Below are 14,918 nucleotides of genomic sequence, written 5' to 3' on the forward strand. Positions count from 1 at the left end.
CGGCCCCCACCCCCGCCCCGCTGGATCGACGAGGCGACGGCGGCGGTGCCGTCGCCCCCATCCTGACAGAGAACGTGAGCCCCGTTACAGGTCAGGTCGATCACAACTGGGAAATTTGCGCGTCACATCGGTGCCCATATTTGTCCTATTAAGTGGTTTTCGTACGGTCACTACCGTACGAACGGGCCGATTCCGCCGCTGCCGATACGCCTATGCGTCGTTCACCCCGGTAACCGTGACGAATCAATGTTGATCATTGCAGCCCCGGCCCCGCCGACCTGCGTGTGACACGCCAGTGACCCACAGTTCGCCGCCATTTCGCAGCCTTAGTTCGCAGCCTCAGGAGGAGACCGGACGTGCCGGATCAGCGCGACGACGACCTCGTGCCGCCGATGAAGGTGATGCGGAAGCGCCTCAACGGCGTGTACCGGGCCGACACCGGCTTCTCGGGTCCCACTCGCCGGTATGTGCTGATCGTGGCGCTTCTGGTGGGGCTGGCCTCGATACCGACCCTGGCCGCGATCACCGCCGGGACCAACGAGATCAACGGCGACCGAACCGACACAATGGACGTTCCGGTGCTGCCCCCCGCCCTGCCCGGCCCGGTCGCGGTGTCACCGTCGGCCTCCTCCTCGGCCGGCCCGGCCCCCGCGGGCCAGTCCCCGGCGTCGAAGGGCGCACAGCAGGCGGCCGACGCCGCGAAGCGCCTGGGCCGCCTCCTGGGCCAGGCCGGCAAGCGACAGCCACTGGGCCAGGCGGGCAAGCGCGAGCCACTGGACTACGCCGGCAAGCCGTTCGCCCCCATCCCGGGCATGCCGCCCGTGCCGGGCCTACCTTCACTGAAGTCCCCCAACAGCTGGTCGAACGACAGCTGGTCGAACGGCGGCTGGTCGAACGGCGGCGCGTCGAACGGCGGCTGGTCGAACGGCGGCGCGTCGAACGGCAGCTCCTCGAATGGTGGTGCATCGGATGGCGACGCGTCCGATGGCGGTCCGTCGGCCGGCCGTCCCTCCGGTAACCGCTCTCACCCGGCCGCCGAAGGGTCCGGAGGGCGGAAGTCCGAGGCGCCGGTCCGGCTGGGAATCCCCGCCGTGCCGAACCTGCCGTCCGTCCCGGACGACCCCGCCGAGCCCGAACTAGAGGACCCGCCGCCGGCAGACAACCCACCCCCGGCCGACAAGCCCTCCGGCCGCGATGGAGGCGAGCCCTCCGACTACGACCAGGAGGAGCCTTCCGACCGCGATTGGGACGAGCCTTCCGACCACGACGAGCCGTCGGGCCGCGATGGGGGCGAGCCTTCCGGTCACGACCAGGAGGAGCCTTCCGGCCGCGACCGCGACGAACCTTCCGGCCACGACGAGCCGTCGGGCCGCGGCCGCGACGAGCCTTCCGGCCGCGATGGGGGCGAGCCCTCCGGTCACGACCAGGAGGAGCCTTCCGGCCGCGATGGGGACGAGCCTTCGGGCCGCGACAGGGATGAGCCCTCGGGTGATTCCTCGGGCCGAGGTTCGGACGGGAGCTCGGGTCGTGACTCGGTGCGTCCTTCCGGCGGCGATGGCGCGGATGGCGGCGACGGCTCGGATGGCGGCGACGGCTCGGACGACGGCGGCTCGCATCGCGGCGACGGCTCGGACGGCCATGGCTGGGGGGATAATTCCGATATTCCCGGAAAGCCGCATGTTCCGGAGCTGCCGCGGGTACCCGATGAGCAGCCCGCTTGCCACGAGCGGGGGCGTTGCGGGGACAAGCCGTCCCACCACCGCCGTCCCGACCGCTCCCATGACCGTCGCTGTGAGCGCGGCCAGAAGACACCCGAGAAGAAGGTCATCCGTCACCGGAGGTCAGCAGTGACCGAACGTCCGCACAATATTCGCGCCACCCGCATCCTCGAGCGCAGCTACGCCAACACCGGCGGCTACCACGGGCGGACCGTTCAGCCCCGTACCGAGGAGAACCAGATCGCCAACCGGTCCTACCGGGGCGCCCATCGCGCCGGCAGTCTGCACCACGCCGACGACCAGACGCCCGAGCAGCGGCGCAGCTCGCGGGTCGGCCGGCACCACGCCGAGGACCACACCGCCAACTGGTAGGTGGTCAGTTCCCGTCGAGGCGGTGGCGGTTGGCCTCGATCCAGGCGTCGATGGCGTCCGTGTCGTTCGGGTCGACGCCCTCGGAGATCAGCTGGGCCACCGCGGCCGTGGCAGGGCTGCGCCGCTCACCCGTCGCGTAGAGCCGGGCGAACTCCGGGATCATCTCCTCGACGACCTCGTCGGTCTGTGTGGCCGCCGACTCGGGCAGGTCTCGGCGCCGGGTCGCGTAGGCCGACCAGGCGCGGGCCACCCGGGGCAGCATCGCGGCGTCGTCCATGTCGAGGACCGCGCGCCGGTGCACCCAGTCGAGCAGGAACAGGCCGGCCACCGCCGGGCTCCAGCGCAGCGGATCGGGCTCGGGCAGGCTCGCCGCGTGGTCGAGGATCAGGCTGATGCAGAAATGCAGCGAGGCCAGCTCGTCGTCGGCCGTGATCCGGTCCAGGCCGAAGCGGGCCGCCTCGGGGGACGCCAGGAAGTCGCGCACCAGGTCGTGACCGCCCGACGCCGCCGGCTCGGTCAGCGGCGGCGTGGTGGCCGGCGGCAGCAGCGCCAGCCGGGCCGCGGCCAGCGCCCGGTCGGTGGCGAGCGAGCCCTCGGCGGGCAGGTCGGTCAGCTCGTCGGTGATCTCCAGGTGGCGGCTGACCTCGCCGCGCAGCCGGCCCGGGTCCTCCTCACGGAACCAGGTCAGCTCGTCGTCGGCGCACATCTGGCGTACCTGGTCGAGGATGCGTTCGGCCGACGTGCCGACGAAGATGTCCTTGGTGATGCCGATGTTGTGGTCGACCAGGGCCACGACCGCGTGCTCGGGGCCGCCCTCGTCGGTGTCCTCATAGGCGTACGTGACCAGGTAGGACGTCTGATCGCCGTACACGTCGCCGTAGGCGTAGCACCCGGTGGGCCGCACGCGCCCCAGCTGCGTCACCCACGACGGCGCCTGCGCGCCGCGCCGCACCTGGTCGGCGCCCGCGGCGTCGGGCACCAGGGCCGCGAAGACCTCGCGGATCGTGGTGGCCGCGGCGGTGCGCCGGCGGGCGGTGGCGGCGAGGAAGTCGGTGACGAAGGCGCGCACAGCGGAGGCCCTGTCCTCGACCGCCACGGAGTAGACACTGCCGAGCAGGGCGGTGCCCAGCATCTCGGCGTCCAGCGCGCAGTCGAGCTTCGCCACGTCGCGGGCCGCGTGCAGGACCGCTTCGTACGGAGTCTGAGGTGCCGGCATGTCGCGAGCGTACCCGTGACCGGGGCCACCCGCGTTATTCAGAACGCACCGCGGTGAGAGCTTCACGCGCTTGTGCGTACGCGTTGAGCACCTCACGGACCGGAGCGACCACATACTCCCGGGCGACCTCGGTGATCGACTGACGCAGTCGCTGCTCCGCCTTTTTCCGGGCGCGTCTCGATCCCCACTCGACGATCGGCTTGAGGACCAGCCACAACAGAACCCCGGCGAGCAGTCCGCCGAGGAGCAGCGCGGTCGGGACGGGGACCGCGCCGAGCTTCGGATTGTGCAGCTCGGGCAGGCCGAGGATCCGTACCCCGTAGCCGGCCAGCAGCCAGCCCAGCCCGACGATGGCCGCGCCGACCAGCAGCAGCTGGAGCGCGCCGACGGCACGCCACCACAGCGGAGTCCGGTCCAGGCCGAGTTTGGTCGCCCCGACCGCGCGGTCGAGCGCGTCGGGCAGGTCGGCCGCGCGGGAGCGGGCCGCGTTGTTCAGCGCCGGGGTCCACACCTCGGGCAGCGGGGCCGCCGCCCGGCTGGCCACGGCCCGTACCGAGAGGCCGACAGCCGATTTCTGGGCCGCGTCGGCCTCGGGCAGCGACGTGCGGGGAACGATGTCGGTGGAGACGGCGTCGGTCTCGGTCTCGCTGTCGAGGTGGAGCCGCTTGAGCGGGTCGGGCCGAAGTTTGCGCAGGCCACGTACGAGTGGCCAGCCGGTGGCGGCCGCGGCTCGGTGCCGGTAGGCCGCGGCGGCGGCGTCGGCCGCCGCACCCACGCCGGCCGAGGCCGCGAGCGACTCGGTGAGCTGACGGACCGTGGCCCGGTCGACCTCGTCCTCGGCCGCCGGCGGCCCGATCATGGCCATCAGCGGCTGGCTGACCGCGTCGACGTCGGCCGCCACCCGGCGCAGCGCGGCCTGCTTGCTCGCCACCGTGGTCTCGAGGGCGCCCCGCAGGTCGGCCAGCATGCCGGGCTGCTTGGCCGAGGTGGCCAGCACCGGCGCCGAGCCGAGCCCGTCGTCGTCGAGCAGCCGCTTGAGGTCGGTCAGCACCAGCTCGGTGTCCTGGGTGGACAGCCGGTCGGCCTGGTTGAGCACCACGACCGTCACGTCCGCGTGGGACCGGAACTGGGACAGGTAGGCCTGGTGCAGGATCCGGTCGCCGTACTTCTGCGGGTCGACCACCCAGACGATCTGGTCGACCAGGCCGAGCAGGCGGTCGACCTCGAGCCGGTGCCCACGCTCGACCGAGTCGAAGTCGGGCAGGTCGAGCAGGACCAGCCCGCGCAGGGCGGCCTCGTCGTCGCCGTCCAGCGCGCTCTCCCGGATGAAGCGGTGCCGCGGCAGCACGCCGACCCAGTCGAGCAGCCTGTTCGCCGGCTCCAGCGGGCCCCACACGCAGGCGTGCGCGACGCCGGTGGTCGGCCGGCGGACGCCGACCGGCGACAGTTTGAGCCGGGCCAGCGCGTTGAACAGGCTGGACTTGCCGCTGCCGGTGCTGCCGGCGAGCGCGACCACCGTGTGGTCGCGGGAGAGCGACAGCCGGTTGCCGGCGCGCTCGATCAGCGTGTGTGCCGCGACCAGCTCGCTGTCGGGCAGGTGGGGGTCGACCAGCCGGACGAAGCGGCCCAGGGCCTCGAGCCGCTGGACCAGCCGGTCGGGGTCGACGCGGCCGTCGTCCATGCTGTGTGCGCCTCGCACCTTCTCCACCAGGCTCATGACGCGTTCCCGGTCAACGCGAGCTCCTTACGGGCATCCTCCACCTCGACGGCGGCCGCGCGCAGCTCGGCCCCGGGGTCAGAGGACAGGCCGGCCTCGGTGAGGCGTTCGCTGAAGCGGGCCGCCTCCTGGTCGAGCAGCTCGCCGACGCGCAACATCAGGTCCTCGCGGGCCTGCGTGGCGAGCGTACGGATGGCCTGGTCTCCGAAGATCGCCTCGAGCACCTTCTGCGCCGCCACCGTGGTCGCGGCGCCACTGGCGACCTCGAGCCCGGTGGGGATGAAGGCGGTGGTGGTGAAGACGGCGATCATCACGGCCAGGCCGGCGCCGTTCACCGCGTACGCCGCGCCGCGCGCGACCACCCGCTTCTCCGCGCCCTCGGTGCGCACCAGGCCGAGCACCCACTGCTGCCAGTCGCGGACCAGGCGTTCCGCCCGTTCGGGGAGGTCGGCCGAGGTGCGCTGCAGGCCGGGCTCGAGCAGGGCGGCGCCGGCCGGATGGGCCTGCCAGGCCGCGTACGCCTGCTCGGCGGCGTCGGCCGCGATGGCCCGCAGCAGGGTGACCAGCTGGGACTCGAGCGCGGACTGGAGGTTCCGGCCCGGCAGCGGGCGGCCGGTGAGCGCCGAGACGAGCTTGTCGCGCAGCTGCCCGACCTTGTTCTCGAGCGTCTTGAGGAACTCGCCGGTGCCGACGAACTCCTGCCATCGGGCCAGTACCTCGCCGCGCAGCAGCCGGCCGTCGCGCAGGCCGTCGGTCATCGTCTGCCGCGCGTTGCGGTAGGCGGCGTCGACCCGGTCGTTCAGCGCCTTGGCCGCGCGGGTCTGCTCCTCGGCCGCCTCGGCCAGGCCCTCGACGGCCGGCCCGAGCGCGGTCAGCGCGCCGTCGAGCGTCTGGCGCACGACCGCGGCGCGCGCCGTGGCGTCGGCCGCGAGCTGGCCGAACCAGTCGTGCAGCGGCTTGATCACGTCCTCCGGGATCAGGCCCTGGCCGTCGAGCCGGGTCTCGGGCAGGACGAACAGCGGGGCGCCGCCGAGCTCGCGCACGGCCAGCATGTCGCTCAGGTGGGTGGCGACCTCGCCGGCCGCTTCCGGCGGCACCCGGTCGAGGACCAGGGCGATCACCGTGCCGCGCAGGCGGGCCGTGGTGAGCAGTTCCCAGGGCACGGCGTCGGCGTAGCGCGCGGCCGTCGTGACGAACAGCCACAGATCGGCCGCCGCGAGCAGTTGGGCGGCGAGTTTGCGGTTGAGGTCGACGACCGAGTCGATGTCGGGCGCGTCGAGGAAGGCCAGGCCGGCGCCGAGGCCGGGGGCGGAGACGAGCTGCAGGGTCCGCGCGTCGGTGCTCGACTCGTGGGTGCGCACCAGTCCGGGCAGCAGCTCGCCCTGCCGGAACCAGGGCTGGTCGCCGGGGTTGCTCACCAGGACCGGGGAGCGGGTGGTCGGCCGGAGCACGCCGGCCTGGCTGACCGGGGCCCGGACGATGCTGTTGACCAGTGTCGACTTGCCGGCGCCGGTCGAGCCGCCGACGACCACCAGCAGGGGCGCGTCGAGCCGGGTCAGCCGGGGGATCAGGTAGTCGTCGAGCTGGGCCACGAGAGCCGCGCCGACCCGCTTGGCGTCCTCGGCCGACGGCATGAGCAGCGGGTACGCGGCGGTGTCGATCGCGGCCCGCAGCCGGGTCAGGGCAGCGGCGAGTTTCGCCACAGCCGGCGGCAGCTCGACGGCTGGCGGTTCCCCGGCCGAGGAGGCGGCGGGTTCCGGATGTGGCTGACGGGACACGACGGTTTCCGTACGATCAGAGTGGTCCGCGGCATCGGCGGAAACCGCGCTGGAGCTTGGAAGCGTGGCATCGGACACGGCGGACAGGGCCGACGGACCGACCGCCTCACCGTGCGTCGTCACGGGTAAAGAGTGCCCGATCTATGCAGACAGAACAACAGGTACCGGTATGCCGTGACCGGACAGGTATCTACCGAAGTGCTGGAGCGCGTGTGCAAGCATCGTAGTTGCGCCCGACAGACTCAACTTCGATTTGACGTTGGGCGTACCCGTGGCATCATTGAGTCGGTTCCACTCAACCTTGTTAAGAACCGAGCTCTGTAAGAAGCGAGGAACACCATGGCACGTGCGGTCGGCATCGACCTCGGCACCACGAACTCCTGCGTCAGCGTTCTGGAAGGAGGCGAGCCCACCGTCATCGCCAACGCGGAGGGCTCCCGGACGACGCCGTCCATCGTCGCCTTCGCCCGTAACGGCGAGGTGCTCGTGGGCGAGGTCGCCAAGCGCCAGGCGGTGACGAACCCGGACCGGACCATTCGTTCGGTCAAGCGGGAGGTCGGCACCAACTGGTCGATCGACATCGACGGCAAGAAGTACACCCCGCAGGAGATCTCGGCGCGGGTCCTGATGAAGCTGAAGCGCGACTCCGAGGCGTACCTCGGTGAGACGGTCACCGACGCGGTCATCACCGTGCCGGCGTACTTCAACGACGCACAGCGCCAGGCCACCAAGGAAGCGGGCGAGATCGCCGGCCTCAACGTCCTGCGGATCGTCAACGAGCCCACCGCCGCCGCTCTGGCGTACGGGCTCGACAAGGGCTCCAAGGAGCAGACCGTCCTGGTCTTCGACCTCGGCGGCGGTACGTTCGACGTCTCCCTGCTCGAGCTGGGCGACGGCGTCATCGAGGTGAAGTCGACCTCCGGTGACAACCACCTGGGCGGCGACGACTGGGACCAGCGGATCATCGACCACCTGGTCAAGACGTTCCGCGGTGAGCACGGCATCGACCTCGGCTCGGACAAGATGGCCCTGCAGCGTCTGCGCGAGGCCGCCGAGAAGGCGAAGATCGAGCTGTCCGCCGCCACCACCACCAGCATCAACCTGCCGTACATCACGGCCGGCCCCGACGGCCCGCTGCACCTGGACATGTCGCTGTCGCGCGCCGAGTTCCAGCGCATGACGCAGGACCTGCTCGACCGCTGCAAGGGCCCGTTCGAGTCCGCGATCAAGGACGCCGACGTCAAGCTGGCCGACATCGACCACGTCATCCTGGTCGGCGGCTCGACCCGTATGCCGGCCGTGGCCGAGCTGGTCAAGAGCATGACCGGCCGGGACGCCAACAAGGGCGTCAACCCGGACGAGGTCGTCGCCGTCGGCGCCGCCCTGCAGGCCGGTGTGCTCAAGGGTGAGGTCAAGGACGTCCTGCTGCTCGATGTCACCCCGCTCTCGCTGGGCATCGAGACCAAGGGCGGCATCATGCACAAGCTGGTGGAGCGCAACACCACCATCCCGGCGCACCGCTCCGAGGTCTACACGACGGCCGAGGACAACCAGCCGTCCGTGCTGATCCAGGTCTTCCAGGGCGAGCGCGAGATGGCCGCGTACAACAAGAAGCTCGGCACCTTCGAGCTCAGCGGCATCGCTCCGGCCCCGCGCGGCGTACCGCAGATCGAGGTCTCCTTCGACATCGACGCGAACGGCATCGTGCACGTGTCCGCCAAGGACCTGGGCACGGGCAAGGAGCAGAAGATGACGATCACCGGCGGCTCCGCGCTGCCGAAGGACGACATCGAGCGCATGATGCGCGACGCTCAGGACCACGCGGACGACGACAAGAAGCGCCGCGAGGACGCCGAGGCCCGCAACCTGGCCGAGCAGCTGCAGTGGCAGACCGAGAAGTTCCTGGCCGAGAGCGGCGACAAGCTGCCCGAGGACAGCAAGACCAAGATCGGCGAGGCGCTGGGCGAGCTCCGCGGCGCGCTGGGCGGCACCGACATCGAGAAGATCAAGGCGGCCCACGAGCGTCTCTCGCAGGTCTCCCAGGAGGCCGGCTCGGCCCTCTACTCGCAGGGTGACGCCGCTCAGGCCGCCGCCGGCGCCGGTGCCGCGGGTGACCCGGGCGCGCCGGGTGCCGCTCCGGGTGGCGCCACGACCGGTTCGGCCGGCTCCGCCGGCGGTGCCGACGACGTCGTGGACGCCGAGATCGTGGAGGACGACAAGAAGTGAGTGCCACGGACGACGAGAACGACGGTCAGGCGACCGAGCGGGTCGTCATCCGGGACCGCCGCAAGATCGATCCGAAGGGTGAGGCCGGTGCTCACCGGGCCGAGGACCCGGAGGACGCCGGGGAGACTCCGGAGCCGGCGGCCGAGGCCGCCGATCCGGAGGAGACCAAGCCCGGCCTCGGCGCCGAGCTGGAGGCCCTGCGGAACGACCTGGAGGAGCGGACCCACGACCTGCAGCGCGTGACCGCGGAGTACGCCAACTACCGCAAGCGGGTCGACCGCGACCGGGGTGCGGCGGCCGAGCAGACCACCGGTGCGGTGCTGACCGCCCTGCTGCCGGTGCTGGACGACATCGACCGGGCCCGTGAGCACGGTGACCTGGTCGGTCCGTTCGCCTCGGTGGCCGAGTCGCTGATCACGGCGACCGGCAAGCTCGGGCTGGCCGCCTTCGGCGAGAAGGGCGACGCGTTCGACCCCAACCGCCACGAGGCGGTCGCGCACCAGACGTCCCCGGACGTCACGGAGCCGACCTGTGTCGAGGTCATGCGCCGGGGCTACACGCTCGGCGAGCGGCTGCTGCGGCCGGCTCTGGTCGCGGTGGCCGACCCGGAGTGATCTCTCAGATGTTCGTCCCGCCCACCGCGCCGCGGTGGGCGGGACCTGCCCGTAGGAGGGGGGAGGCGGGATGAGCTCGAAGGACTGGCTCGAAAAGGACTTCTATGCCGTTCTCGGCGTGCCCAAGTCCGCTCCGACCGACGAGATCAAGAAGGCCTACCGGAAGCTCGCCCGGGACCTGCATCCCGACCGCAACCCCGGTAACAAGGAGGCGGAGGAGAAGTTCAAGGCCGCTTCCGAGGCGTACGACGTGCTCTCGGACGACAAGAAGCGCAAAGAGTACGACGAGATGCGCTCGCTGTTCGGCTCCGGCGCGTTCCGGCGCGGCGCCCGTTCCGGCGCCGGCGGTCAGTTCGACCCGTCGGACCTGTTCGGCGGGTTCAGCAACGCGGGCGCGGCCGGTGGCGGCGCCGCGGGTGACCGCCGGTTCGGCGGCGCCGGCTTCTCGGACATATTCAGCTCGATATTCTCGGGCGGTGGGCCTGGTGGTGGCGCCGCCCGACGAGGACCGCGGCGCGGCCGTGATGTCGAGACCGAGGTGACGCTCGAGTTCGCTCAGGCGGTCCGCGGCACGACGCTGCCGTTGACGCTGCGTTCAGCCGGCGAGTGCGACACCTGTCATGGCAGCGGGGCCAAGCCGGGCACGTCACCGCGGACCTGTCCGCAGTGCGCGGGCAGCGGCCTGATCTCGCGGAACCAGGGGTCGTTCAGCTTCTCCGAGCCGTGCCGCGAGTGCCAGGGCGCGGGCACGATCGTCGACGAGAAGTGCCCGGAGTGCCGGGGCACGGGCGGGGTCACCAAGGCCCGCACGATAAACGTCCGCTTCCCCGCGGGCGTGGCCGACGGCCAGCGCATCCGGCTCAGCGGCCGGGGCGAGCCGGGCGATCGGGGCGGCCCGGCGGGCGATCTCTACGTGCAGGTCCAGGTGCGACCGGACGAGATCTTCGGTCGTACGGGTGACGATCTCACGCTGTCGGTACCGATCAGCATCGCCGAGGCGGTTCTCGGCACCGATCTGCGAGTGCCGACTCTGGACGGACCCGTCACCATGAGGGTGCCGCCCGGTACGCCGAGCGGCCGGAAACTACGGGCCCGGGGCAAGGGTGTGGCCCGCAAGAACGGACCGCCGGGCGATCTCATCGTCACCGTCGACGTTCAGGTGCCGAGCGAGGTGACCGGGGAAGCCCGGGACGCGCTCGAGCGTTTCGCCAAGCTGACCCCGCCCGCCGGGCGGGAGCGGCTCGAGGCCCGGGTTCGCCGGGGCGGCTAGGACCCGTTGAAGGAGGTGGCACATGCATGAGGAGATCAGCATCTCGGTCGAGCAGGCCTCCGACGCGAAGGTTCTGATCATCTCGGTCGCGGCTCGACTGGCCGGGATGCACCCGCAGACGCTGCGACAGTACGACCGGCTCGGCCTGGTGCAGCCGGGCCGGGCCGGCGGCGGCGGTCGCCGATACAGCGAGCGGGACGTCGCGTTGCTGCGTGAGGTGCAGAGGCTCAGCCAGGAGGACGGCGTCAACCTGGCCGGCGTGAAGCGGATCATCGGGCTCGAGCAGCTCGTCGGTGACCTGCAACAGCGGGTGCAGGAGCTGGAGCAGGAGCTCACCGCCGCGTACGACCGGATCGCCCAGATGGAAAGCCCGTACGGCCGCCGTGACCTGGTGCGCCAGGAAAGGCAGTCGACGGCGCTGGTGGTCTGGCGCCCGCGCCGGGCTTCGGACAGGTAGGAGAGCGCGAGGCGGTCTGGTGAGGGCCGCCTCAGCGCCGGTTGTAGTGGCCGAGCCGCCGGGGCTGGCGGACCAGGCCGCCCTCGATCCAGTCGGAGTAATCGAAGATCTCGGGCCGGCTCATCAGCATGCGGCAGTTGTGCGCCCAGATCTGCATCGGCTCGTCGCCGACCTCGTCGGCGCGCTCCACGAACTTCTTCAGCCGGCGTTTGCGCTGGCCGGTCGCGTTCTGCCGGACACCGTCGGCGGCGTAGATGTACAGGCAATGCTGCGCGAAGCGCCGGGCCGGGCACTGCCTGTCCATGGCCAGCTCGAACAGGACCGGCGCGAGCACGTCGCCGGAGATGAGCAGGTCCCAGTCGGGTGGCATGGCGTCGAGCGGCACGGCATCAGGGTGGTACGCCCACGCCTGGAGTTCCTCCGGCCGAGGATCGACCGGATTGGCGAACCCGAAGAAAGTCGACTCACGCACTGTCACGCCGCCGCCTGCCAGAAAGTCCCGATAACACGTAGTTGTCGGAGCGGAACGGTAGCGCGCCGACGATGTCCTACGGAAGTGTCACGGCGTCACAATCGGATACTAGTCAGTAGCTTTGAGCACCGGCACCTGCTGAGGGTGCATGCGGCGGCGGACAAAGTTCTTGAACCACTGGTAATCGGGCAGACGCGCGAGCAGCGGACCGGTAACCACCGTGATCAATACGTAGGCCGTCGCGAGCGGGGCGAGCCGCGGTTCCACCCCTGAGGCCACGGCCAGGCCGGCGATGACGATCGAGAACTCGCCGCGCGGCATCAGGGCCAGGCCGGCCCGCAGCCGGCCGGGCAGGGCAATGCCCACCCGCCGCGCCGCCAGGTAGCCGGTGACCACCTTGGTCGCCATGGTCAGCACGGCCAGGCCGAGCGCCGGCACCAGCACCGGCGGGATCTCGGCCGGGTCGGTGGAGAGCCCGAAGAAGACGAAGAAGACCGCCGCGAACAGGTCGCGCAGCGGCGACAGCATCTGCGTCGCGTGGTGGGCGACCGGTCCGGAGATCGCGATACCGACGAGGAACGCGCCGACCGCCGACGAGACCTTCAGCTCCTCGGCCACGCCCGCCACGAACAGGGTCAGGCCGAGCACGCCGAGCAGCAGCGCCTCCGCGTCCTGAGCCGAGATCAGGGTGCTGATCTGCTTGCCGTACCGAATCGCGACGACCAGCACCGCGACCACCGTGACCACCGCGACCCCCAGTGCCTTGGCCCCGCCGACCAGGCCGACCCCGGCCAGTACGGCGGTGACCAGCGGCAGGTAGAAGGCCATGGCGAGGTCCTCGATGACCAGCACCGAGAGGATCACGGGGGTCTCGCGGTTACCGAGCCGGCCCAGGTCGCCGAGCACCTTGGCGATCACGCCGGAGGACGAGACCCAGGTGATGCCGGCCAGCACCAGGGCGGCCCGCCAGTCCCAGCCCATCAGCAGCGCGAAGCCGGCGCCGGGCAGGGCGTTGAGCAGCGCGTCGATCAGACCGGCGGGCGCGGCCGCGCGGAGGTTGCCGACGAGCTCGCCGGCCGAGTACTCCAGGCCCAGCATGACCAGCAGCAGGATCACGCCGATGGCCGCGCCGACCTCGATGAACTCCTCACTGGCGGAGAGCGGCACCAGGCCGCCGTGCCCGAAGGCGAGACCGGCCAGCAGGTAGAGCGGGATCGGTGACAGGCCGATCCGGCGGCCCAGGCGACCGAGCATTCCGAGCGCGAAGAGGAGCGCTCCTACCTCGATGAGCAGGATCGTGGTGTCGTGCACGCGTGTGCCTAGCCGTCGTTGTCGCCGGCCAGGATGGCGGTGACGCCGTCCAGGCCCTCGCGGGTGCCGACGGCCACGACCACGTCGTTGGGCTCGAAGACGAACGACGGGCCGGGCGAGGCGATCACCTCGCGGTCGCGCATGACGGCGACGATGGACGCCCCGGTGCGGGTGCGCGCGCGGGTGTCGCCCAGCTTGCGGCCGACGAACGGCGATCCGGCGCCCAGGCCGATCTGCTCGGTGAGCAGCCCGGCCGCCTGCTGGCGCAGGCCGGCGAGCTGGCCGAGCATGAGGGAGGCGCCCAGCACGTCGGCCAGGGCCTCGGCCTCGTCGTCGGTGAGCGGGATCGACGCCAGGCACGCGTCGGGATCGTCGACGTCGTACAGGACCAGGTCGCGCCGGCCGTTACGGTGCGAGACCACACCGACCGTCCGTCCCGAGGACGTGACGAGGTCGTGCCGAACGCCTATACCCGGCAGAGGAGTCTGTTCCACCCGTACGCGCACGATCACAACGGTAACAGCGCGTCGGCCCGCCGTTCCGGTGCGGCGACGGCACGTCGCGCGCTGATCAACAGGACCAGTCCGACGGCGCAGAGAACGAGGTTCATGACGTACGCGAGGCGGAAGCCGTACGCCTGGGCCAGGCCGAACGCCGGGGCCGCGAGGATCTGCCCGGTCGTGAAGGTGTTGGTGATCATCGTGGTGGCGCGGCCGGGATGACCCGGCATGAGGTCCTGCATGTACGAGATGCCGAGCCCGCTGATCGCCGCGATGGCGGCCGCGTTGAGCGGCTGGGCCGCCGCCAGCACCCAGATGGAGCCGGCACTGGCCGCGACCGCGTGGTAGGCGATCGCGCAGCACACGCCGATCAGGATCAGCGTCCGCGACGGCACCCGGGTGGTGAGCACGCCGAAGCCGAGCATCAGCGGGATCTCCAGGGCCGCGCACAGGCCCAGGATCAGGCCGGCCGACCGCACCGTGCCGCCCAGGTCGGTGCTGACGTACAGCGGCATCGCCTGCACGGCGAGCGTGCCCGCGGTCTGCACGACGGTGAAGCCGGCGACGATCAGGAACAGCGTCGCCCGGGGCGGGACCGGGGCGATCGCGTCCGGCAGGTCGTGACCGCCGTCGCCGGCGGGCTTGCGGACCTCCGGCAACCAGCGGACCACGATGAGGGCGGTGACCGCGTACATGATCGCGGCCAGCCCGTACGTCCAGCCGAAGCCGTGCCCGGCGAGCACGAGCGCGGCCAGCGGCGGGCCACCGACCCAGGCCACCGAGAACAGCGTGCGCAGCGTGCTGATGCCGAGCGCCGCTTTCTTGGGGTCGCCGCTCTGGAGCACCTGACGGGCGTACGCGAAAGATTGTGGGAAAAGCGTGCCGGCCAGGGCCGTGAGAGTCACGGTGAGCGCGAGCAGCAGCCAGTAGTCGCGGACGACGGCGGTGAGCGCCGTGCCGGCCAGGCCGGCGAGCGCGGCAGTGATGAGCAGTTTGCGGCGGATGGGCCGGCGGTCCGAGACCCGGCCGATCAGCCAGGACACGAGGACGCCGGCGAGCGGGGCGGCGATCAGGAACGCGGTGGTCCGGATCGGTCCCGCGTGTACCGCGTCGCTGAGGAAAAGGGCCAGGTAGGGACCGACGAACGAGGTCGAGATGCCGACTGCCACGAAGATGAGGGCGAGGGGGAGCAGGCGTTTCGACACGTTGTTTAACGTTACAACGAGAGAGGGGGTGTTCTCTTGGGCTCGTGGTGACGATCACTTGC

The 14,918-nt window shown here is 71.3% G+C and carries 12 protein-coding genes; 5 read left to right on the plus strand and 7 right to left on the minus strand.

The window, feature by feature from the left end:
* Positions 1-356: 356 nt before the first annotated feature.
* Positions 357-2,090, plus strand: a complete 1,734-nt coding sequence (locus AB0C26_RS18170) for a hypothetical protein (protein ID WP_360248099.1) — start codon at positions 357-359, stop codon at positions 2,088-2,090.
* A 4-nt stretch (positions 2,091-2,094) separates the two neighbouring features.
* Here the strand turns inward: AB0C26_RS18170 and AB0C26_RS18175 are convergent, their stop codons facing one another.
* From AB0C26_RS18175 to AB0C26_RS18185, 3 genes are read right to left on the minus strand one after another with little or no spacing between them, the layout of a single operon-like run.
* A complete protein-coding gene (locus AB0C26_RS18175) occupies positions 2,095-3,306 on the minus strand; it encodes a hypothetical protein (RefSeq protein ID WP_360248101.1) in 1,212 nt (403 codons plus the stop codon).
* Between the two features lie 34 nt (positions 3,307-3,340).
* Positions 3,341-5,023 (minus strand): GTPase, encoded by a 1,683-nt coding sequence (locus tag AB0C26_RS18180; RefSeq protein WP_360248103.1) that lies wholly within the window; start codon positions 5,021-5,023, stop codon positions 3,341-3,343.
* Positions 5,020-6,657 (minus strand): GTPase domain-containing protein, encoded by a 1,638-nt coding sequence (locus AB0C26_RS18185; RefSeq protein ID WP_360248339.1) that lies wholly within the window; start codon positions 6,655-6,657, stop codon positions 5,020-5,022. The genes AB0C26_RS18180 and AB0C26_RS18185 overlap by 4 nt, the downstream gene beginning before the upstream one ends.
* Before the next feature lie 483 nt (positions 6,658-7,140).
* On the opposite strand from AB0C26_RS18185, the gene dnaK reads away from it, so the two are divergent.
* The 4 genes from dnaK to AB0C26_RS18205 all read left to right on the plus strand — a co-directional run bounded on the left by dnaK (position 7,141) and on the right by AB0C26_RS18205 (position 11,368).
* The gene (gene dnaK, locus AB0C26_RS18190) at positions 7,141-9,027 is read left to right on the plus strand and encodes a molecular chaperone DnaK (protein ID WP_360248105.1); all 1,887 of its coding nucleotides are present in this window, start codon (positions 7,141-7,143) and stop codon (positions 9,025-9,027) included.
* Positions 9,024-9,641 (plus strand): nucleotide exchange factor GrpE, encoded by a 618-nt coding sequence (gene grpE, locus AB0C26_RS18195; protein WP_360248107.1) that lies wholly within the window; start codon positions 9,024-9,026, stop codon positions 9,639-9,641. Before dnaK ends, grpE begins: the two co-directional genes overlap by 4 nt.
* Positions 9,642-9,711: 70 nt before the next feature.
* Positions 9,712-10,911, plus strand: a complete 1,200-nt coding sequence (gene dnaJ, locus AB0C26_RS18200; protein WP_360248109.1) for a molecular chaperone DnaJ — start codon at positions 9,712-9,714, stop codon at positions 10,909-10,911.
* Positions 10,912-10,933: 22 nt separating this feature from the next.
* Positions 10,934-11,368, plus strand: coding sequence for a heat shock protein transcriptional repressor HspR (locus AB0C26_RS18205; RefSeq protein WP_360248111.1), 435 nt, complete (start codon positions 10,934-10,936; stop codon positions 11,366-11,368).
* Between the two features lie 31 nt (positions 11,369-11,399).
* Here AB0C26_RS18205 and AB0C26_RS18210 read toward each other — a convergent pair whose 3' ends face one another.
* The 4 genes from AB0C26_RS18210 to AB0C26_RS18225 form a co-directional block, all read right to left on the minus strand.
* A complete protein-coding gene (locus AB0C26_RS18210) occupies positions 11,400-11,846 on the minus strand; it encodes a hypothetical protein (protein ID WP_360248113.1) in 447 nt (148 codons plus the stop codon).
* Positions 11,847-11,948: 102 nt separating this feature from the next.
* Positions 11,949-13,151: a cation:proton antiporter gene (locus AB0C26_RS18215; RefSeq protein WP_360248114.1), complete on the minus strand. Its 1,203-nt coding sequence runs from the start codon at positions 13,149-13,151 to the stop codon at positions 11,949-11,951.
* Between the two features lie 8 nt (positions 13,152-13,159).
* Entirely contained in the window at positions 13,160-13,657 is a 498-nt protein-coding gene (locus AB0C26_RS18220; protein ID WP_360248116.1) for a cation:proton antiporter regulatory subunit, read from the minus strand.
* A gap of 2 nt (positions 13,658-13,659) precedes the next feature.
* On the minus strand, positions 13,660-14,856 hold the full coding sequence (locus tag AB0C26_RS18225; RefSeq protein WP_360248118.1) for a sugar efflux transporter: 1,197 nt from the start codon (positions 14,854-14,856) through the stop codon (positions 13,660-13,662).
* Between the last annotated feature and the right edge of the window lie 62 nt (positions 14,857-14,918).

Source organism: Actinoplanes sp. NPDC048796, from assembly GCF_040650035.1.
Classification (GTDB): domain Bacteria; phylum Actinomycetota; class Actinomycetes; order Mycobacteriales; family Micromonosporaceae; genus Actinoplanes.